This window comes from Knoellia altitudinis (genome assembly GCF_042666355.1).
GTDB classification, from domain to species: Bacteria; Actinomycetota; Actinomycetes; order Actinomycetales; family Dermatophilaceae; genus Knoellia; species Knoellia altitudinis.
Map to the genome: position 1 here is coordinate 793,729 of NZ_JBHTDK010000001.1, position 18,957 is coordinate 812,685.

The 18,957-nt window shown below is 66.4% G+C and carries 30 protein-coding genes; 1 reads left to right on the forward strand and 29 read right to left on the reverse strand.

Annotated features, from left to right (window positions below; genetic code table 11):
* Positions 1 to 78: 78 nt before the first annotated feature.
* A complete protein-coding gene (locus ACFQW8_RS03665; RefSeq protein ID WP_380085617.1) occupies positions 79 to 564 on the forward strand; it encodes a DinB family protein in 486 nt (161 codons plus the stop codon).
* A 118-nt stretch (positions 565 to 682) separates the two neighbouring features.
* Here ACFQW8_RS03665 and ACFQW8_RS03670 read toward each other — a convergent pair whose 3' ends face one another.
* From ACFQW8_RS03670 to rpsL, 29 genes are all read right to left on the reverse strand, one after another.
* On the reverse strand, positions 683 to 1,243 hold the full coding sequence (locus ACFQW8_RS03670) for an adenylate kinase (RefSeq protein WP_380085618.1): 561 nt from the start codon (positions 1,241 to 1,243) through the stop codon (positions 683 to 685).
* On the reverse strand, positions 1,244 to 2,560 hold the full coding sequence (gene secY / locus ACFQW8_RS03675) for a preprotein translocase subunit SecY (protein WP_380085619.1): 1,317 nt from the start codon (positions 2,558 to 2,560) through the stop codon (positions 1,244 to 1,246).
* Between the two features lie 180 nt (positions 2,561 to 2,740).
* Positions 2,741 to 3,238 carry a 50S ribosomal protein L15 gene (gene rplO / locus ACFQW8_RS03680; RefSeq protein WP_380085620.1) on the reverse strand — a complete coding sequence of 166 codons (498 nt, stop codon included), beginning with the start codon at positions 3,236 to 3,238 and terminating at the stop codon, positions 2,741 to 2,743.
* A gap of 2 nt (positions 3,239 to 3,240) precedes the next feature.
* A complete protein-coding gene (gene rpmD / locus ACFQW8_RS03685; protein WP_009775947.1) occupies positions 3,241 to 3,423 on the reverse strand; it encodes a 50S ribosomal protein L30 in 183 nt (60 codons plus the stop codon).
* Positions 3,423 to 4,091 (reverse strand): 30S ribosomal protein S5, encoded by a 669-nt coding sequence (gene rpsE, locus ACFQW8_RS03690; RefSeq protein WP_380085621.1) that lies wholly within the window; start codon positions 4,089 to 4,091, stop codon positions 3,423 to 3,425. Before rpsE ends, rpmD begins: the two co-directional genes overlap by 1 nt.
* Positions 4,092 to 4,134: 43 nt before the next feature.
* Positions 4,135 to 4,509, reverse strand: a complete 375-nt coding sequence (rplR, locus tag ACFQW8_RS03695; protein ID WP_380085622.1) for a 50S ribosomal protein L18 — start codon at positions 4,507 to 4,509, stop codon at positions 4,135 to 4,137.
* Between the two features lie 3 nt (positions 4,510 to 4,512).
* Entirely contained in the window at positions 4,513 to 5,049 is a 537-nt protein-coding gene (rplF, locus tag ACFQW8_RS03700; protein ID WP_380085623.1) for a 50S ribosomal protein L6, read from the reverse strand.
* An 11-nt stretch (positions 5,050 to 5,060) separates the two neighbouring features.
* A complete protein-coding gene (rpsH, locus tag ACFQW8_RS03705) occupies positions 5,061 to 5,459 on the reverse strand; it encodes a 30S ribosomal protein S8 (RefSeq protein ID WP_009775951.1) in 399 nt (132 codons plus the stop codon).
* Positions 5,460 to 5,601: 142 nt separating this feature from the next.
* The gene (locus ACFQW8_RS03710; protein WP_009775952.1) at positions 5,602 to 5,787 is read right to left on the reverse strand and encodes a type Z 30S ribosomal protein S14; all 186 of its coding nucleotides are present in this window, start codon (positions 5,785 to 5,787) and stop codon (positions 5,602 to 5,604) included.
* A gap of 1 nt (position 5,788) precedes the next feature.
* On the reverse strand, positions 5,789 to 6,367 hold the full coding sequence (gene rplE, locus ACFQW8_RS03715; RefSeq protein WP_380085624.1) for a 50S ribosomal protein L5: 579 nt from the start codon (positions 6,365 to 6,367) through the stop codon (positions 5,789 to 5,791).
* Positions 6,368 to 6,375: 8 nt separating this feature from the next.
* Complete coding sequence (gene rplX / locus ACFQW8_RS03720; protein ID WP_380085625.1) at positions 6,376 to 6,723, reverse strand: 50S ribosomal protein L24; 348 nt, start codon at positions 6,721 to 6,723, stop codon at positions 6,376 to 6,378.
* Positions 6,724 to 6,725: 2 nt separating this feature from the next.
* Positions 6,726 to 7,094: a 50S ribosomal protein L14 gene (gene rplN, locus ACFQW8_RS03725; RefSeq protein ID WP_056140755.1), complete on the reverse strand. Its 369-nt coding sequence runs from the start codon at positions 7,092 to 7,094 to the stop codon at positions 6,726 to 6,728.
* A 91-nt stretch (positions 7,095 to 7,185) separates the two neighbouring features.
* Positions 7,186 to 7,479, reverse strand: coding sequence for a 30S ribosomal protein S17 (gene rpsQ, locus ACFQW8_RS03730; protein WP_380085626.1), 294 nt, complete (start codon positions 7,477 to 7,479; stop codon positions 7,186 to 7,188).
* A complete protein-coding gene (gene rpmC, locus ACFQW8_RS03735; protein ID WP_380085627.1) occupies positions 7,476 to 7,724 on the reverse strand; it encodes a 50S ribosomal protein L29 in 249 nt (82 codons plus the stop codon). Before rpmC ends, rpsQ begins: the two co-directional genes overlap by 4 nt.
* Positions 7,724 to 8,143 (reverse strand): 50S ribosomal protein L16, encoded by a 420-nt coding sequence (rplP, locus tag ACFQW8_RS03740; protein ID WP_009775958.1) that lies wholly within the window; start codon positions 8,141 to 8,143, stop codon positions 7,724 to 7,726. The genes rpmC and rplP overlap by 1 nt, the downstream gene beginning before the upstream one ends.
* Complete coding sequence (gene rpsC / locus ACFQW8_RS03745) at positions 8,143 to 8,964, reverse strand: 30S ribosomal protein S3 (protein ID WP_380085628.1); 822 nt, start codon at positions 8,962 to 8,964, stop codon at positions 8,143 to 8,145. The genes rplP and rpsC overlap by 1 nt, the downstream gene beginning before the upstream one ends.
* Before the next feature lie 2 nt (positions 8,965 to 8,966).
* The gene (gene rplV, locus ACFQW8_RS03750) at positions 8,967 to 9,392 is read right to left on the reverse strand and encodes a 50S ribosomal protein L22 (protein ID WP_380085629.1); all 426 of its coding nucleotides are present in this window, start codon (positions 9,390 to 9,392) and stop codon (positions 8,967 to 8,969) included.
* The gene (gene rpsS / locus ACFQW8_RS03755; RefSeq protein ID WP_009775961.1) at positions 9,392 to 9,673 is read right to left on the reverse strand and encodes a 30S ribosomal protein S19; all 282 of its coding nucleotides are present in this window, start codon (positions 9,671 to 9,673) and stop codon (positions 9,392 to 9,394) included. The genes rplV and rpsS overlap by 1 nt, the downstream gene beginning before the upstream one ends.
* A gap of 17 nt (positions 9,674 to 9,690) precedes the next feature.
* Complete coding sequence (gene rplB / locus ACFQW8_RS03760; protein WP_380085630.1) at positions 9,691 to 10,527, reverse strand: 50S ribosomal protein L2; 837 nt, start codon at positions 10,525 to 10,527, stop codon at positions 9,691 to 9,693.
* 31 nt (positions 10,528 to 10,558) lie between these two features.
* Positions 10,559 to 10,867, reverse strand: coding sequence for a 50S ribosomal protein L23 (gene rplW, locus ACFQW8_RS03765; protein WP_380085631.1), 309 nt, complete (start codon positions 10,865 to 10,867; stop codon positions 10,559 to 10,561).
* On the reverse strand, positions 10,864 to 11,667 hold the full coding sequence (gene rplD / locus ACFQW8_RS03770; RefSeq protein ID WP_449274529.1) for a 50S ribosomal protein L4, sunset domain variant: 804 nt from the start codon (positions 11,665 to 11,667) through the stop codon (positions 10,864 to 10,866). The genes rplW and rplD overlap by 4 nt, the downstream gene beginning before the upstream one ends.
* Before the next feature lie 5 nt (positions 11,668 to 11,672).
* A complete protein-coding gene (rplC, locus tag ACFQW8_RS03775) occupies positions 11,673 to 12,329 on the reverse strand; it encodes a 50S ribosomal protein L3 (protein WP_380085632.1) in 657 nt (218 codons plus the stop codon).
* A gap of 10 nt (positions 12,330 to 12,339) precedes the next feature.
* On the reverse strand, positions 12,340 to 12,648 hold the full coding sequence (gene rpsJ / locus ACFQW8_RS03780) for a 30S ribosomal protein S10 (protein WP_009775966.1): 309 nt from the start codon (positions 12,646 to 12,648) through the stop codon (positions 12,340 to 12,342).
* Between the two features lie 439 nt (positions 12,649 to 13,087).
* On the reverse strand, positions 13,088 to 13,660 hold the full coding sequence (locus ACFQW8_RS03785) for a hypothetical protein (RefSeq protein WP_380085633.1): 573 nt from the start codon (positions 13,658 to 13,660) through the stop codon (positions 13,088 to 13,090).
* 104 nt (positions 13,661 to 13,764) lie between these two features.
* On the reverse strand, positions 13,765 to 14,178 hold the full coding sequence (locus tag ACFQW8_RS03790; protein ID WP_380085634.1) for a hypothetical protein: 414 nt from the start codon (positions 14,176 to 14,178) through the stop codon (positions 13,765 to 13,767).
* Positions 14,179 to 14,505: 327 nt separating this feature from the next.
* Entirely contained in the window at positions 14,506 to 15,702 is a 1,197-nt protein-coding gene (tuf, locus tag ACFQW8_RS03795) for an elongation factor Tu (RefSeq protein ID WP_380085635.1), read from the reverse strand.
* 161 nt (positions 15,703 to 15,863) lie between these two features.
* Positions 15,864 to 17,981 carry an elongation factor G gene (gene fusA / locus ACFQW8_RS03800; RefSeq protein ID WP_380085636.1) on the reverse strand — a complete coding sequence of 706 codons (2,118 nt, stop codon included), beginning with the start codon at positions 17,979 to 17,981 and terminating at the stop codon, positions 15,864 to 15,866.
* A gap of 130 nt (positions 17,982 to 18,111) precedes the next feature.
* A complete protein-coding gene (gene rpsG, locus ACFQW8_RS03805) occupies positions 18,112 to 18,582 on the reverse strand; it encodes a 30S ribosomal protein S7 (protein ID WP_353952854.1) in 471 nt (156 codons plus the stop codon).
* Positions 18,582 to 18,956, reverse strand: coding sequence for a 30S ribosomal protein S12 (rpsL, locus tag ACFQW8_RS03810; protein ID WP_009775972.1), 375 nt, complete (start codon positions 18,954 to 18,956; stop codon positions 18,582 to 18,584). The genes rpsG and rpsL overlap by 1 nt, the downstream gene beginning before the upstream one ends.
* Position 18,957 lies beyond the last annotated feature (1 nt).

An 18,957-nucleotide genomic window follows, 5' to 3' on the forward strand; every position in this document is an offset into this window, starting at 1 on the left:
CGTGCGCCCATTCCCCGATCGCGGGTCCCGTTCGTCGCGACCGCCACAGGCCCGGCGCAACAGACCTAGGCTCGTCGGGTGGTCACCGAACGCGAGAATCTTCATCGAGCCCTCACCGGCGCCCGCCAGCACGTCCTCGACCAGCTCGATGGCCTCGACGAGGAGGCGCTCCGGCGGCCGGTCCTTCCGTCGGGATGGGCTGCTCTGGGACTCGTGCGTCACCTCACCCTGTCGGACGAGCGCTACTGGTTCGAGGTGGTCGTGGCCGGCGGGCCCCTCGACTGGTGGCCCGAGGGCGACGACGGCGACTGGCAGGTCTCTCCCGACGAGCCCGCTGTCGAGGTCGTCGCGGACTATCGCGCTGCGATCGACGCGGCAGACCGCATCCTGGCCCGTCATGCTCTCGACGCCAGCCCTGCCGGTCGCGAGCCGGACTGGCCCGATGACCGCTTCCCCGACGTGCGCAGCGTGGTCCAGCACGTCATCGTCGAGACGGCGACGCACGCCGGACAGCTGGATGCGGTTCGCGAGCTCCTCGACGGCCGCCAGCACCTCGTCCTCTAGGACCGACGAGGCAGACCGGCTCGCGAGCCGGGATGTCGCTCGCGAACCGGATCGATCCGGCTGGTGAGCCCACATCCGGCTCGCGAGCCGGTTCGTGCACCTGCCCGTGCGGGGACGGTCAGGAGAGCGCGGTGATGATGCGTTCGGCGACCTCGTCGACCTCGCCCAGGCCGTCGACCTCGACGAGCAGACCGCGGTCGGCGTAGACCTCGACCAGTGGCGCGGTCTCTCGGCGGTAGATCGCCTGACGGTCGCGGATGACGCCCTCGGTGTCGTCGGGACGCCCCTCGACCTCGGCCCGCTTGAGCAGACGCTCGACAACGGCGTCCTCGTCGACCGTGAGCGCCAGCACCTTGTCGAGACCGTGGTCGTGCTTGCCGAGCATCCAGTCCAGGGCCGTCACCTGACCGGTCGTCCGCGGGTAGCCGTCGAGGAGGAAGCCGTCACGGGCGTCGTCCTCGCTCAGCCGGTCCTCCACGATCGCGTTGGTGATGTCGTCGGAGACGTATCCACCGGAGGCGGTGATCTCCTGGACCTGCTTGCCGAGCTCCGTGCCGTTCTTGATGTTGGCGCGGAAGATGTCACCGGTCGAGATCGCTGGGATCCCGAAGTGCTCGGCGATGCGAGCGGCCTGCGTGCCCTTGCCGGCCCCCGGCGGTCCGAGAATGATGAGTCGCATTTAGCGGAGGAACCCTTCGTAGTGGCGCTGCTGCAGCTGGGACTCGATCTGCTTGACGGTCTCGAGACCGACCCCGACGATGATCAGGATCGAGGTGCCACCGAACGGGAAGTTCTGGTTGGCGCCGACGAGCACGAGTGCGATGAGCGGGATGATCGAGACCAGCGCGAGATAGATCGCACCCGGGACGGTGATACGGGTGAGGACGTACTGGAGGTACTCCGCCGTGGGTCGCCCGGCGCGGATACCCGGAATGAAGCCGCCGTACTTCTTCATGTTGTCGGCAACCTCGGTGGGGTTGAACGTGATCGACACATAGAAGAACGTGAAGAAGAGGATGAGTGCGACGTAGGTGATGGCGTAGACCCACGTGTCACCGCCCGCGTAGTTGGTGTCGATCCACTGGACCCACCCCGGCGAGCTGCCGTCGGCCTTGCGGTTGAACTGGGCGAGCAGGGTCGGCAACGCGAGGAGCGAGCTGGCGAAGATGACCGGGATGACACCGGCCATGTTGACCTTGAGCGGGATGTAGGTCGAGGTGCCGCCGTAGACGCGTCGCCCGACCATCCGCTTGGCGTACTGCACGGGGATTCGACGCTGGCTCTGCTCGACGAAGACGACGAGCGCGATGATGACGAAGCCCATGAGGATGATGCCGAGGAAGATGTCCCAGCGTCCCTCCCGCTGCTGGATGGCCCAGAGCGCGCCCGGGAACGTCGCCGCGATGGAGGTGAAGATGAGGATCGACATGCCGTTGCCGACGCCGTGGTCGGTGACGAGCTCACCGAGCCACATGACGAGACCGGTGCCGGCCGTCATCGTCAGCACCATGATGAGGATCGTCACGACGGAGTCGTCGGTGAGGATGTTGGTGCACGCGGGGTTCGCGAACAGCTGCGAGGGGTTCTGCGCGAAGGTGATGAAGGTCGCCGACTGCAGCACCGCCAGCGCGATCGTCAGATATCGCGTGTACTGCGTCATCTTGGCCTGACCGGCCTGACCCTCCTTCTTGAGGGTCTCGAACTTGGGGATCACCACCGTGAGCAGCTGGACGATGATGCTCGCCGTGATGTAGGGCATGATCCCGAGCGCGAAGATCGACAGCTGGAGCAGCGCCCCGCCGCTGAAGAGGTTCGCCAGGCCGAGCAGGTCGTTGGCCTCCCCCGCACCCTCCTGGCACGCCTGGATGAGTGAGTAGCTCACCCCCGGCGTCGGGATCTGGGCACCGAGCCGGTACAGAGCGATGATCCCGAGTGTGAACAGGATCTTCCTGCGCAGGTCGGGCGTCTTGAACGCGCGGCCGAAGGCGGTGAGCACAGGTCCTCCAGGTGGGCGGCGGTAGCCGCGTCAGTGGTGATCGACGAACAAAGATACCCCGGCGTCATCCGCGGTCGGCGACCGCAGTCTTCTCAGGGGGTCAAACGACGTATGCCGCACGGCGAGTTCCCGGATTGCCTCCGGGAACCGCGCCCTGCGGCATACGCACTGCGTGGACGGTCAGGCTGAGTCACCCAGCGTGGCCGTGCCACCGGCAGCGACGATCTTCTCCTTGGCGGAGGAGGAGAACGCGTTGGCGGTGACGTTCACGGCGACGGTGATCTCGCCGGTGCCGAGCACCTTGACGAGCTGACCATCGCGAACGGCGCCCTTGGACACGAGGTCCTCGACGCTCACGTCGCCACCGTCAGGGTAGAGAGCGGAGAGCTTGTCGAGGTTCACGACCTGGTAGTGGGTCTTGAACGGGTTCTTGAAGCCGCGAAGCTTCGGCAGGCGCATGTGGAGGGGGGTCGAGCCACCCTCGAAGCGCTCCGGAACCTGGTAGCGGGCCTTGGAACCCTTGGTACCGCGACCTGCAGTCTTGCCCTTGGAGCCCTCACCACGACCCACGCGGGTCTTGGCGGTCTTGGCTCCCGGGGCGGGACGCAGGTGGTGGACCTTGAGCGCCGAAGCGCCGTTGGTCTCCACCTTGGTCTCGGACTTGGATGTCTTCGCCATGATCACTCCACCTCCTCGACGGCAACGAGGTGCGTCACCGTCTTGACCATCCCGCGGATCTCGGGACGGTCCTCCTTGACGACGACGTCGCCAATGCGCTTGAGACCGAGGCTGCGCAGCGTGTCACGCTGGTTCTGCTTGCCACCGATCCCTGAACGGGTCTGGACAACCTTGAGACGCGCCATCACGCACCTGCCTTGGCCTCGGCGATGCCCGCAGCCTGGGCGCGGAGCATCGCAGCGGGGGCAACCTGGTCCACGGGGAGACCGCGGCGCGCAGCCACGGACTCCGGACGCTCGAGCTCCTTGAGAGCCTGGACGGTCGCGTGGACGATGTTGATGGCGTTGGACGAACCAAGGCTCTTGGAGAGCACGTCGTGGATACCGGCGCACTCGAGAACCGCACGCACCGGGCCACCGGCGATGACGCCGGTACCGGGGCTGGCGGGACGGAGCATGACGACACCGGCCGCGGCCTCACCCTGGACGGGGTGCGGGATCGTGCCCTGGATGCGCGGGACCTTGAAGAACTCCTTCTTGGCCTCCTCGACACCCTTGGCGATCGCGGCGGGAACTTCCTTGGCCTTGCCGTAGCCGACACCGACGGTGCCGTCTCCGTCACCGACGACGACGAGGGCGGTGAAGCTGAAGCGACGACCACCCTTGACGACCTTGGACACACGGTTGATGGTCACGACACGCTCGACGTAGGCGCTCTTCTCGGCATCACGCCCGCCACCACGGCGGTCGTCGCCGCGGCCACCGCGACGGTCTCCGCCGCCACGGTTGTCGCTGCGCTCGCCACCGGTGGTGGACGACGCGGGACCGGTGCCTCGACGCTGGGGTCCTGGCATCAGATGTTCCTCATTTCAACACTGGTCTGGGAAAGCATGTGGGTCACAGCGACAGCCCACCCTCGCGGGCGCCGTCGGCGATGGCCGCAACGCGACCGTGGTACTTGTTGCCACCACGGTCAAAGACGACAGCCTCGATGCCAGCAGCCTTGGCCCGCTCGGCGACGAGCTTGCCGACTGACCTGGCCTTGGCGGTCTTGTCGCCCTCGAGGGACCGGACATCGGCCTCCATCGTCGACGCCGACGCGACGGTCTTGCCCGCGGTGTCGTCGACGACCTGCACGAAGACGTGACGCGAGCTGCGCGAGACGACGAGACGGGGACGCACTGCCGTGCCCGCGACGTGCTTGCGGAGACGGACGTGACGACGGCCGCGCGCGGCGACCTTGCCCTTGGCACGCTTGATGATCATTGCCATGGCCTACTTACCAGCCTTTCCGACCTTGCGGCGGATGTGCTCGCCGGCGTAGCGCACGCCCTTGCCCTTGTACGGGTCAGGCTTGCGGAGCTTGCGAATGTTGGCGGCAACCTCACCGACGAGCTGCTTGTCGATGCCCTCGACCTGGAACCGGGTCGGGTTCTCGACGGTGAAGGTGATGCCCTGCGGCGGCTCGACCGTGATCGAGTGGGAGTAACCGAGTGCGAACTCGAGCGAACCGCCCTTGTTCTGCACGCGGTAACCGGTGCCGTGGATCTCGAGCTTCTTGACATAGCCCTCGGTCACACCGAGAACCATGTTGTTGATGAGCGAACGGGTCAGGCCGTGGAGCGAACGCGACTCGCGCTCGTCGTTCGGCCGAGACACCTGGACCTCGCCATCGTTCTTCTCAACCTGGATCGGCTGGGACACCGTGTGCGCGAGCTCGCCCTTGGGACCCTTGACCTTGACGGTCTGGCCCTCGACGTTGATCTCGACACCGGAGGGGATGGCAACCGGAAGACGTCCGATGCGCGACATGTCAGATCCCCTTACCAGATGTAGGCGAGGACTTCCCCACCCACACCCTTGCTAGCGGCCTGCCGGTCTGTGAGCAGACCGGACGACGTCGAGATGATGGCGACACCGAGACCACCGAGCACCTTGGGCAGGTTGGTGGACTTGGCGTAGACGCGCAGTCCGGGCTTGGACACGCGACGGACACCCGCGATGGAACGCTCGCGGTTGGGGCCGTACTTGAGGTTGACGGTCAAGGTCTGTCCGACCTCGGCCTCCTCGACGGTCCAGCCGGCGATGTAACCCTCGGCCTCGAGGATCTCCGCGATGTGCGACTTGAGCTTGCTGAACGGCATGGCAACCGTGTCCTTGTGCGCCGAGTTGGCGTTCCGGACGCGGGTCAACATGTCCGCAATCGGGTCAGTCATTGTCATTGGGCTTCTCCGCCCTCTCTCACCGTGGTTTCATCCGGGGCTGATGCTCCGGCTGACCTTCGATGTAGATGGTTTGGGGGTATGCCGCGAGTGCGGCGTGGTCGTGGCTGCGCCTCGACCGGGATGGCTGAGTCAGCCGTGGTCACCAAGAGGACTTCGTGATACCGGGGAGCTCGCCGCGGTGGGCCATCTCCCGGAAGCAGATTCGGCACAGGCCGAACTTGCGGTACACGGCGTGGGGACGGCCGCAGCGCTGGCAGCGCGTGTAGCCGCGCACCTTGAACTTCGGCTTCTTGTTCGCCTTGTTGACAAGGGCGGTCTTGGCCATCTCAGTTCTCCTTGAACGGGAAGCCGAGCGCCTTGAGCAGCGCACGTCCCTCGTCGTCGTTCGTCGCGGTGGTGACGATGGTGATGTCCATGCCCCGGACGCGGTCGATCTTGTCCTGGTCGATCTCGTGGAACATCGACTGCTCCGTGAGGCCGAACGTGTAGTTGCCGCGACCGTCGAACTGCTTCGGGCTCATGCCACGGAAGTCACGGATGCGGGGAAGCGCGACCGAGATGAGGCGGTCGAGGAACTCCCACATGCGGTCGCCGCGCAGCGTGGTGTGCGTGCCGATCGGCATGCCCTCACGCAGCTTGAACTGGGCGATCGACTTGCGAGCCTTGGTGACGACCGGCTTCTGGCCGGTGATCGCCGTGAGGTCGCGGACCGCGCCGTCGATGAGCTTGCTGTCCTTGGCCGCGTCGCCGACGCCCATGTTGACGACGACCTTGACGACGCCGGGAACCTGCATGACGTTGGCGTAGCCGAACTTCTCGAGCAGGCTGTCCCGGATCTCGTCCGCGTAGCGCTGCTTCAGGCGCGGCTTGACCGCGGTCTCCTGGGTGGTGGTGGTGTCAGTCATGTTCTGGCTCACAGGTCCTTGCCCGAGCGCACGCTGACGCGGGTACGGGTCGCCTTCTGGCGGCCGTCACGCTCAACGGTCTCGACGCGGGTCTTGGTACGGGTCGGCTTCTTGTCCTCCGGGTCGACGACGGCCACGTTGCTCACGTGGATCGGCGACTCCTGGACGACGAGGCCTCCGGTCTGGCTGCCTCGGGCAGTCTGGCCGGCCTTGGTGTGGCGGGTCACACGGTTGACACCCTCGACGAGGACGCGGCTCTTCTCGCGGTCGACGGAGATGACCTTGCCGGTCGATCCCTTGTCCTTGCCGGCGAGCACCTGGACGGTGTCGCCCTTCTTGATACGGATCTTCGCCATGGTCAGAGCACCTCCGGGGCCAGCGAGATGATCTTCATGAACTTCTTCTCACGCAGCTCGCGGCCCACCGGGCCGAAGATACGGGTTCCACGAGGGTCACCGTCGGTCTTGAGCAGCACTGCTGCGTTCTCGTCGAACTTGATGTAGGAACCGTCTGGACGACGGCGCTCCTTCTTGGTCCGGACGATGACCGCCTTGACGACGTCGCCCTTCTTGACGTTGCCACCGGGGATGGCGTCCTTCACGGTGGCGACGATGGTGTCACCGATACCGGCATACCGGCGACCCGAGCCACCGAGCACCCGGATGCACAAGATTTCCTTGGCACCCGTGTTGTCGGCGACGCGTACTCGCGACTCCTGCTGGATCACTTATCTGTCTCCTATACGTCGTGCTGGTTCTCTGGCTGCCTCGGACTGGCCGGCGGCGGCAGAGCCTGGCCGAACTGGGGGGCTGCTGGGGTTACTTGGCCTTCTCGAGGATCTCGACCACGCGCCAGCGCTTGGTCGCCGAGAGAGGGCGGGTCTCCATGATGAGGACGCGGTCACCGATACCGGCGGCGTTCTCCTCGTCGTGGGCCTTGACCTTGCTGGAGCGACGCAGCACCTTGCCGTACAGGGCGTGCTTCACGCGGTCCTCGACCTCGATGACGACAGTCTTGTCCATCTTGTCGCTCACCACATAACCCTGGCGGGTCTTGCGGTAGTTGCGGGCCTGTGTCTCGGTCACGGTCTCGTCCTTCACGTTCTCAGTCACTTGGCGTCCTCGCTCGCGGTCGGGCCTGCACCGATACCGAGCTCGCGCTCACGCATCTCGGTGTAGATCCGGGCGATGTCCTTGCGGACGGCGCGGAGCCGACCGTGGTTGTCGAGCTGCCCGGTGGCGGACTGGAAGCGCAGGTTGAACAGCTCTTCCTTGGCCTTGCGCAGCTCGTCGACGAGACGATCGTCGTCGAACCCACGCAGCTCGTTGGAGATCAGGTCCTTGGAACCGATAGCCATCAGAAGTCACCACCTTCACGCTGGACGAAGCGGCACTTCATCGGCAGCTTGTGCATGGCCAGGCGCATGGCTTCGCGCGCGACCTCTTCGGACACACCGGAGATCTCGAACATGATGCGTCCGGGCTTGACGTTGGCGATCCACCACTCGGGCGAACCCTTACCGGAACCCATGCGGGTCTCAGCCGGCTTCTTGGTCAGCGGGCGGTCGGGGTAGATGTTGATCCACACCTTCCCACCACGCTTCATGTAGCGGGTCATCGCAATACGAGCGGACTCGATCTGGCGGTTGGTGACGTATGCCGGCTCGAGAGCCTGGAGGCCGTAGTCACCGAACGCGATGGTCGTCCCACCCTTGGCAGCGCCCGAGCGACCCGGGTGGTGCTGCTTGCGGTGCTTGACGCGACGGGGAATCAACATCAGCTGGACGCTCCCTCGGTGGTCGTTGCCGGTGCGGCCTCGGCGGCAGGCGCCTCGGTCGGGGCGGCAGCAGTCTCGACACGGTCGCGACGTGCGCGGGCCGGACGGTCGGGACCGTCACGGCGCGGGCCGCGGCCCTGGCCCTGACGCGGGGCGCTGGCCTGCTGCGCGGCGAGCTCACGTGCGGTGACGTCGCCCTTGTAGATCCAGACCTTCACACCGATGCGGCCGAAGGTCGTCTTGGCCTCGTAGAAGCCCACGTCGATCTGCGCGCGCAGGGTGTGCAGCGGCACGCGACCTTCGCGGTAGAACTCGGTGCGGGACATCTCAGCGCCGCCGAGACGGCCGGAGACCTGGACGCGGATGCCCTTGGCACCTGCGCGGGTGGCCGACTGCATGCTCTTACGCATGGCACGACGGAACGAGACGCGAGCCGACAGCTGCTCGGCGACGCCCTGGGCGACGAGCTGAGCATCGGTCTCGGGGTTCTTGACCTCGAGGATGTTCAGCTGCACCTGCTTGCCCGTGAGCTTCTCGAGCTCGCCGCGGATGCGGTCTGCCTCGGCGCCACGGCGACCGATGACGATGCCCGGACGTGCCGTGTGGATGTCCACGCGGACACGGTCACGGGTGCGCTCGATCTCGACCTTGGAGATGCCTGCGCGCTCCATGCCCTCGGACATGAGCTTGCGGATGGCGACGTCTTCCTTGACGTAGTCGCGGTAGCGCTGGCCCTCCTTGGTGGAGTCAGCGAACCAGCGGCTGCGGTGCTCGGACGTGATACCCAGACGGAAGCCGTGCGGGTTGACCTTCTGACCCATGTTCAGCGGCCTCCCTTCGAGTTCTTTGCTTGCTTGGGTGCGACGACCACGGTGATGTGGCTCGTGCGCTTGTTGATGCGCGAGGCGCGGCCCTGCGCACGCGGACGGAAACGCTTCATGGTCGCGCCCTCGTCCACGTAGGCGGACGTGATGACGAGCTCCTGCTCGTCGAAACGCTCGGCAGTCTTGTCGGCCTTGACCCGGGCGTTGGCGATGGCGCTCTCGAGCACCTTGAGGATCGGCTCGGACGCGCTCTGCGGGGCGAAACGCAGCGTGGCGATGGCCTCGCTGGCGTTCTTGCCGCGGATGAGGTCGATGACCCGACGCGCCTTCTGCGGGGTGACCCGCACGGAGCGGGCCTGGGCCCGAGCCTCGAGGACCACGGAGGAGGTGGCCTCGGTGGCGTTGTCCTTGGTCGTGGTTGCCATCAGCGGCGCCGGCCCTTCTTGTCGTCCTTCACGTGACCCTTGAAGGTGCGCGTGGGTGCGAACTCGCCGAGCTTGTGGCCGACCATCGACTCGGTGACGAACACCGGGACGTGCTTGCGGCCGTCGTGGACGGCGAGAGTGTGGCCGAGCATGTCCGGGCTGATGACCGAACGGCGCGACCAGGTCTTGATGACGTTCTTGGTGCCCGCTTCGTTCTGGACGTCCACCTTCTTCTGAAGGTGGTCGTCGATGAAGGGGCCCTTCTTCAAGCTACGAGGCATGTGTCAATGGCTCCTTGTCAGCGCTTCTTGCCAGTGCGGCGTCGGCGGACGATCATCTTGTCGCTCGGTTTGCCCGGGCGACGGGTGCGGCCTTCGGCCTTGCCCCAGGGGCTGACCGGGTGACGACCACCGGAGGTGCGGCCTTCGCCACCACCGTGCGGGTGGTCGACCGGGTTCATGACGACACCACGGACGGTCGGGCGCTTGCCCTTCCAGCGCATGCGGCCGGCCTTGCCCCAGTTGATGTTGGACTGCTCGGCGTTCCCGACCTCACCGATCGTCGCGCGGCAGCGCGCGTCGACGTTGCGGATCTCGCCGGACGGCATACGCAGCTGGGCGTAGGGACCATCCTTGGCGACGAGCTGCACGCGGACGCCGGCCGAACGCGCGATCTTCGCACCGCCACCGGGGCGGAGCTCGACGGCGTGGACGACCGTACCGGTCGGGATGTTGCGCAGCGGGAGGCTGTTGCCGGGCTTGATGTCGGCGCCAGGACCGTTCTCGATGTTGGCGCCCTGCTCCAGACCCTTGGGGGCCAGGATGTAGCGCTTCTCACCATCTGCGAAGTGCAGCAGAGCGATGCGGGCGGTGCGGTTGGGGTCGTACTCGATGTGAGCGACCTTGGCCGGGATGCCGTCCTTGTCGTGGCGACGGAAGTCGATGAGTCGGTAGGCGCGCTTGTGGCCCCCACCGATGTGACGCGTCGTGATGCGGCCGTTGTTGTTGCGGCCACCGCTCTTGGTGAGCGGGCGCACGAGCGACTTCTCAGGCGTGGTGCGCGTGACTTCGACGAAGTCGGCGACGCTAGAGCCGCGACGGCCAGGCGTCGTCGGCTTGTACTTGCGGATACCCATGTCGTGTTTCCTTAAGTTCCTCAGTCGTCTCTCAGGCGCCAGCGCTGCCGAAGATGTCGATGGTGCCCTCGCGGAGGGTCACGATCGCGCGCTTGGTGTCCTTGCGCTTGCCCAGTCCGAAGCGGGTGCGCCGGGTCTTGCCCTTGCGGTTCAGCGTGTGGACCGAGTCGACCTTGACGTTGAAGATCTCCTCAACGGCAATCTTGATCTCGGTCTTGTTCGAGCGCGGGTCCACCAGGAAGGTGTACTTGCCCTGGTCGAGCAGTCCGTAGGACTTCTCGGAGACAACCGGCGCCAGCAGGATGTCGCGCGGGTTCTTGCGAACGATTGATGAGCTCACTTCTGCTCCTCCTTGACATCCTTGGCCGGCTTCTCAGCCTTGGTGGCCTTCGCAGCCTTGGCCGGCTTCTCAGCCTTCGCGGGCTTCTCAGCCTTCGTCGCCTTGTCGGCCTTGGCGGGCTCGTCGGCCTTCGTGGCGACGGGGGCGGCCTCGGTCGCGGCCGGGGCCTCGACGACCTCGAGGACGTCCATCGGCTTGACGTTGCCGGCAGGGCCGGCGACGAAGGCGTCGAACGCGGCCTGCGTGAAGACGACGTCGTCGGCGCAGAGCACGTCGTACGTGTTGAGCTGGTCGGCGACGATGACGTGGAGGTTCTCCAGGTTGCGCACCGACTTCAGCGACACGATGTCGGTGCGGTCGAGGACGACGAGCAGGTTCTTGCGCTCCGTCAGTCCCGCGAGCAGGGCGACGGCGTCCTTCGTCGACGGCGCGTTGCCCGTGACGAGGGACGAGACGACGTGAATGCGGCCGTGACGAGCGCGGTCCGAGAGCGCGCCGCGCAGGGCAGCCGCCTTCATCTTCTTGGGGGTGCGCTGCGAGTAGTCGCGGGGCGTCGGTCCGTGGACGACGCCACCACCGGTCCAGTGCGGCGCGCGGGTCGAGCCCGCACGGGCGCGGCCGGTGCCCTTCTGGCGGTGGGGCTTGCGACCGCCACCACGGACCTCGCCGCGGGTCTTGGTCGAGTGGGTGCCCTGGCGCGCCGCAGCGAGCTGGGCGACGACGACCTGGTGGATCAGGGGGATGTTGGTCTGCACGTCGAAGATCTCGGCGGGCAGGTCAACGTTCACGGTGGTGGCCACAGTGGTCACGCTCCCTTCACGGCGTTGCGGACGAGCACGACCGCACCGCGGGGACCGGGGACGGCGCCCTTGACGAGCAGCAGCCCCTTGTCCGCGTCGACGGCGTGGATCGTGAGGTTCTGGGTGGTCTGACGCACGCCACCCATGCGGCCGGCCATGCGCATGCCCTTGAAGACACGCCCCGGGGTGGCGCAGCCACCGATGGAGCCCGGCTTGCGGTGGTTCTTGTGCGAGCCGTGGGAGGACGAGACGCCGTGGAAGCCGTGACGCTTCATGACACCGGCGAAGCCCTTGCCCTTGGTGGTCGCGGAGATGTCGACGGCCTGACCGGCCTCGAACGTCCCGGCGGTCAGCTCCTGGCCCAGCGAGTACTCGGCAGCGTCCGCGGTGCGGAGCTCGACGAGGTGGCGGCGCGGCGTGACGCCGGCCTTCTCGAAGTGGCCGGTGAGCGGCTTGGTCACCTTGCGCGGGTCGATCGCACCGAAGGCGATCTGGACACCGGCGTAGCCGTCGGTCTCGGTCTTGCGCACCTGGGTGACGACACAGGGGCCGGCCTCGATGACGGTGACGGGGATGAGCCGGTTGTCGGCGTCCCACACCTGGGTCATGCCGAGCTTCTTGCCCAGCACGCCCTTCTGGATCTTGGTTGCAATGTCAGTCATGTCGTCAACCTCAGAGCTTGATCTCGATGTTGACGTCCGCCGGCAGGTCGAGACGCATCAGCGAGTCGACGGCCTTGGGCGTCGGGTCGATGATGTCGATGAGGCGCTTGTGGGTACGCATCTCGAAGTGCTCGCGGCTGTCCTTGTACTTGTGCGGCGAACGGATGACCACGAAGACGTTCTTCTCCGTGGGCAGCGGCACCGGGCCGACCACCGTTGCGCCGGCACGGGTCACCGTGTCGACGATCTTCCGCGCCGAGTTGTCGATGACCTCGTGGTCATACGACTTCAAGCGGATGCGGATCTTCTGTCCCGCCATCTTGGCTTCCGTCTCTCTCTCGCCGTCTTCTTACTTCTGTCTCAGGTCGGTCCTGGGTCCGACCCCCGAGGTCGGGCGTGTCGCGCCCGCTCCGCGGCCCGACGGCATGCGCATTCCTGCGACGAGCCATCAGGTGAATCGGAACTCCGGTGGACCGGAGCTGCTCTGCCTGCCGTGTGTCGCCCCGGCTTGACCGGTTCGAGGTGTTCTCACGTGCAGTGGTGGTCCAGACCCGACGAGTGGTCGAGGGGTGCGTCCCACACCAAGCAACTGGACAATAGTGCCAGAGCGGGGGGCGACCTACCAAATCGGGTCGGGGCCGACCGGCATACCGGTTCCTGTGGCGCGTCGGATGCTCGTCGCGCAACGCATCCGAGAACCCCCGCGGGAAGGCACCCCGCGAGGGTCTCGGTGTCGCTCGGGGGAGCTCCGGACGACGTCAGCGGGGCCCGCCTCCGAGGACGCCTGCGTCGAGCGCCTTGAGCACGGAGGCCTTGTCGGCCTCGGTGAGCTTCCCGGCGGTGACCGCTGCGTCGAGCTTTTCACCGAGGGCGGCGCGGTGCTCCGCGGTGCGGGCGGCACGCAGGTCCTCCAGAGCGGCAGTGACCCTGCCCTCCTCGACTCCGAGCTCCTTGGCGAGGGCGGTCACGAATGCCGCCTGCCGGGCTGCGCGGTCGGCCTCGCTGGGCCTGGTGCCCTCAGCCGGCCGTTCGGTGGGCTTGTTCGCCTCGCGCACCTTCTCGATGGCGGCCTGGACCTTGGCCTCGTCGATGCCCAGGGCCTGCGCCAGGGCGCCGGCGTCGGCGCCCCTCATGCCACCGGGTCCGTGACCGCGACCGCCACCTCGGGGCGGGTTGCCGGTGTCGGGCTGCGTGCCCGTCGCGGAGGACGAGCTGGGCGTGGGGGTGGGCGTGGTCTCGGCGAGCGCGGCACTGGCTCCGAATCCAGCCAGCGTCACAGCGGCTGCGCCGGCCACACCGGCCAGTGCGGTGGACGTCGTGAACTTGGGCATGAGGGGTTCCTCTCGTCGCAGTCGACCCGAGTTGGTCGAGCTTGCGTCCTCCACAGTCGACGCCCGAACTGGGGCGACCGTATGCCGTACCTGTCACGAACCTGTCAAACCCGGCGGCAACTCGGCCAGCCGACCCGCTCCCGCTCGGCCCACGGTGACAACGCCTCTTCCGGTGTGACAGGAGCAGCTCGCGAAAGGGCGGACAGGACCCGCGCGACGAGGCCCACGGAGCCGGCGACGAACGTCGCTGCGATGTCGGTGTCCCCGCCGACGAGCCACTCGTGGGTCCGGGGCCAGAACAGGTCGGGCACCATGCTCCAGATCGACCCGTTGCCGACATCGAGGTCGTCCAGGTCGTCCAGGTGGGCATCGAAGAGGGTGTAGGAGCGACCGGGGAGCACCAGCCGAGGAGCCTCGATGACCTCACGACCCAGCGGTGGCTCGACCTGTCGTTCCTCCCCGGTTCCCGGGTTCAGCACTGCCGCGCCGTCCGAGGCACCCCCGTAGAACGTCAGCATCCATCGGGTCGAGAATCTCGGCGGTTCCACCCGCGGGGTCCGCCGGGTAGTGCGGCACCACGGCATAGGCGCCGAAGTCCGTCGCGACGAGCCCCCCCACCGTGTCGAAAGCGCCCAGTCGCGGCAGCAGCCACTCCCCTGCCGCGGGAGGCAGAGCGTCAAGATCGGACCAGGTGCGCGGCATACGCATCAGTGAAGGGCCTCCGCGCGCACGAGCGCACGCGAGTTTCCCACCGGCCAGAGACCAGGCACGCGGAAGGGCCCCACAGCACCGGAGTGCTGTGGGGCCCTTCTCGAGTGCGTCAGGGACGCAGTCGGTCGCTCAGATCACGCGGTGATCTTGGTGACGCGACCGGCGCCGACGGTCCGGCCACCCTCACGGATGGCGAACTTGAGGCCCTCTTCCATGGCGATCGGCTGGATCAGCTCGACCGACATCTCGGTGTTGTCGCCGGGCATGACCATCTCGGTGCCCTCGGGCAGCTTGACGACGCCGGTGACGTCCGTGGTACGGAAGTAGAACTGCGGACGGTAGTTGTCGTAGAACGGCGTGTGACGGCCACCCTCATCCTTGGACAGGATGACGACGTTCGCCTCGAAGTTCTTGTGAGGGGTGATCGAGCCCGGCTTGCAGATGACCTGGCCGCGCTCGACGTCCTCGCGCTTGATGCCACGGATGAGCAGGCCGACGTTCTCGCCCGCACGACCCTCGTCGAGGAGCTTGCGGAACATCTCGATGCCGGTGACCGTGGTCTTGGTCGCGGGACCCTCGTGGATGCCGACGATCTCGACGTCCTCGTTGACGTTCAGGACGCCACGCTCGATACGACCGGTGACGACGGTGCCACGACCGGTGATCGTGAAGACGTCCTCGACGGGCATGAGGAACGGCTTGTCGATGTCGCGCTCGGGCTCCGGGATCGACTCGTCGACCGCGTCCATGAGCTCCATGACCGTCTGGCCCCACTCGGCGTCGCCCTCGAGCGCCTTGAGCGCCGAGACCTTGACCACGGGGACGTCGTCGCCGGGGAACTCGTAGGCGGAGAGCAGCTCACGAACCTCCATCTCGACGAGCTCGAGGATCTCCTCGTCGTCGACCATGTCGGCCTTGTTGAGCGCCACGACGATGTAGGGGACACCAACCTGGCGGGCCAGGATGATGTGCTCCTTGGTCTGCGGCATCGGGCCGTCAGTGGCGGCGACGACGAGAATCGCACCGTCCATCTGGGCGGCACCGGTGATCATGTTCTTGACGTAGTCCGCGTGACCGGGGCAGTCGACGTGGGCGTAGTGACGCTTCTCGGTCTGGTACTCGATGTGCGCGATGGAGATGGTGATGCCGCGCTGCTTCTCCTCGGGTGCCTTGTCGATGTCGTCGAACGCGAACTGCGGGTTGAGGTCCGGATACTTGTCGTGCAGGACCTTGGAGATTGCAGCCGTCAGCGTCGTCTTCCCATGGTCAATGTGACCAATGGTGCCGATGTTGACGTGCGGCTTGGTCCGCTCGAACTTTGCCTTCGCCACTTTTTGTCCTCCTCAGGACTCTTCTTTGGTGAAACGCTTCACGGCCGTGCAGGACGTGGCGTCGTTCTGGGGTTGTGCATGTGGTTGAACTGGAACCCAAGTCGACACGGCCAGGCGTGTCGACGTCGTGCCCAGATCCGGACCAGCGACCAGTCTAGCGGTCACTCACCCCGGGTCTTGGCGATGATCTCCTCGGCCACGGACTTGGGAACCTCCGCGTAGGAGTCGAACTCCATCGAGTAGTTCGCCCGGCCCTGCGTCTTCGACCGGAGGTCTCCGACGTAGCCGAACATCTCGGACAGGGGAACCAGGCCCTTGACGACCTTGGCTCCGCTGATGTCCTCCATGGCCTGGATGTGGCCACGGCGCGAGTTGATGTCGCCGATGACGTCGCCCATGTACTCCTCGGGCGTGCGCACCTCGACAGCCATCATCGGCTCGAGGATCACGGGGTCGGCCTTGCGGACGGCCTCCTTGAGTGCCATCGACCCAGCGATCTTGAACGCCATCTCCGAGGAGTCGACGTCGTGGTAGGCGCCGTCGAGCAGCGCGGCCTTGATCCCGACGAGCGGGTAGCCCGCGAGCACGCCGTACTGCATGGCGTCCTGGATACCGGCGTCGACCGACGGGATGTACTCGCGCGGGATGCGACCACCGGTGACCTTGTTCTCGAACTCGTAGAGCTCGCCGGACTCGGTCGTGTCCAGGGGCTCCAGGCGAATCTGGATCTTGGCGAACTGACCCGAGCCACCCGTCTGCTTCTTGTGGGTGTAGTCGTGCTTCTCGACGGTGCCCTTGATGGTCTCGCGGTAGGCGACCTGCGGCTTGCCGACGTTGGCCTCGACGTTGAACTCGCGCTTCATCCGGTCGACGAGGATGTCGAGGTGGAGCTCGCCCATGCCGGCGATGATCGTCTGGCCGGTGTCCTCGTCGAGGTGGACCTGGAAGGTCGGGTCCTCGGCCGAGAGCTTCTGGATGGCCGTGGACAGCTTCTCCTGGTCGCTCTTGGTCTTCGGCTCGATCGCGACCTGGATGACCGGGTCGGGGAAGCTCATCGACTCGAGCACGATCTGCTGGTCGGGGTCACTCAGGGTGTCGCCCGTCGTGGTGTCCTTCAGGCCGATCGCTGCGTAGATGTGGCCTGCCAGTGCCTCGTCAACCGGGTTCTCCTTGTTGGCGTGCATCTGGAAGAGCTTGCCGACGCGCTCCTTCTTGCCCTTGGTCGTGTTGACCACCGGCGAGCCGGCGGCGATGCGGCCGGAGTAGACGCGGATGAAGGTGAGCGTGCCGAAGAACGGGTGCGTCGCGACCTTGAAGGCCAGCGCGGAGAACGGCTCGTCCCTGCTGGGCTTGCGGGTCATCTCGACGTCCTCGTTGCCGGCCTTGTGGCCCACCATCGGAGGGACGTCGATCGGCGAGGGGAGGTAGTCGACCACCGCGTCGAGCATCGGCTGGACGCCACGGTTCTTGAAGGCCGAGCCGCAGAGGATCGGGTAGAGCTCGGAACGCACGGTGAGCGTGCGAATGCCGGCCTTGATCTCGGCGACCGTGAGGTCCTCGCCACCGAGGTACTTCTCCATGAGGACGTCGTCGGACTCGGCGACGCGCTCGATGAGGTGGTGCCGGTACTCGTCGGCCTTGGCCTGGAGGTCCGCGGGGATCTCCTGGACCTCGTACTTAGCGCCCATGGTCACGTCACCCTTGGAGTCACCGGGCCAGACCAGCGCGCGCATCTCGACCAGGTCGATGACGCCGAGGAAGTCGTTCTCCGCGCCGATGGGCAGCTGGATGACGAGCGGCTCGGCGCCGAGACGGTCCTTGATCGTGTCGACGGTGAAATAGAAGTCGGCGCCGAGCTTGTCCATCTTGTTGACGAAGCAGATGCGCGGGACGTTGTACTTGTCGGCCTGACGCCAGACGGTCTCGGACTGGGGCTCGACGCCCTCCTTGCCGTCGAACACCGCGACCGCGCCGTCGAGGACGCGCAGCGAGCGCTCGACCTCGACGGTGAAGTCGACGTGGCCGGGGGTGTCGATGATGTTGATCTGGTTCTTGCCCCAGAAGGAGGTCACGGCGGCGGACGTGATCGTGATGCCGCGCTCCTTCTCCTGCTCCATCCAGTCGGTCGTGGAGGCGCCGTCGTGCGTCTCACCGATCTTGTGGTTGACACCGGTGTAGAAGAGGATGCGCTCCGTCACCGTCGTCTTGCCGGCGTCGATGTGGGCCATGATGCCGATGTTGCGGACCTGGGTCAGATCCGTCAGGACGTCGAGTGCCACTCGGTTATCTCATCTCGCTCGTTGCGGAAGTTCTGCGTGCTGTGTCGTGCGGTCGTGCGGTGGCAGTTCCAACGGAACTGCGTGGTCCGGTATGCCGTCCGCCCTGGTGCGCGGACGGCATACCGGCCAGTCACCAGCGGTAGTGCGCGAAGGCCCGGTTGGACTCGGCCATCTTGTGCGTGTCCTCGCGACGCTTGACTGCCGCGCCGAGGCCGTTGGAGGCGTCGAGGATCTCGTTCATGAGGCGCTCGGTCATCGTCTTCTCACGACGCTGACGCGAGTAGCCGACGAGCCAGCGCAGCGACAGGGTCACGGCGCGGTTGGGCTTGACCTCGATCGGGACCTGGTAGGTCGCACCGCCGACGCGGCGGGACTTGACCTCGAGGGTCGGCTTGATGTTGTCGAGCGCGCGCTTGAGAAGCAGCACGGGGTCGGTGCCGGACTTCTCGCGGGCACCCTCGAGGGCGCCGTAGACGATCGTCTCGGCGATCGACTTCTTGCCGTCGAGGAGGATCTTGTTGACCAGCTGGGTCACGAGCGGGCTCTGGTAGACCGGGTCGATGAGCAGCGGGCGCTTCGGAGCGGGGCCTTTACGGGGCATTACTTCTTCTCCTTCTTGGCGCCGTAACGGCTGCGAGCCTGCTTGCGGCCCTTGACACCCTGGGTGTCGAGCGAGCCGCGGATGATCTTGTAGCGGACACCGGGGAGGTCCTTCACACGGCCACCACGCACGAGCACGATGGAGTGCTCCTGGAGGTTGTGACCCTCACCGGGGATGTAGGCGGTGACCTCGATGCCGGAGGTCAGCTTGACGCGCGCGACCTTGCGGAGCGCGGAGTTCGGCTTCTTGGGGGTGGTGGTGTACACACGCGTGCACACGCCGCGGCGCTGCGGAGAGCCCTTGAGAGCAGGAGTGGTCGTCTTCGTGACCTTGTCCTGCCGGCCCTTGCGCACCAGCTGGTTGATGGTAGGCAAC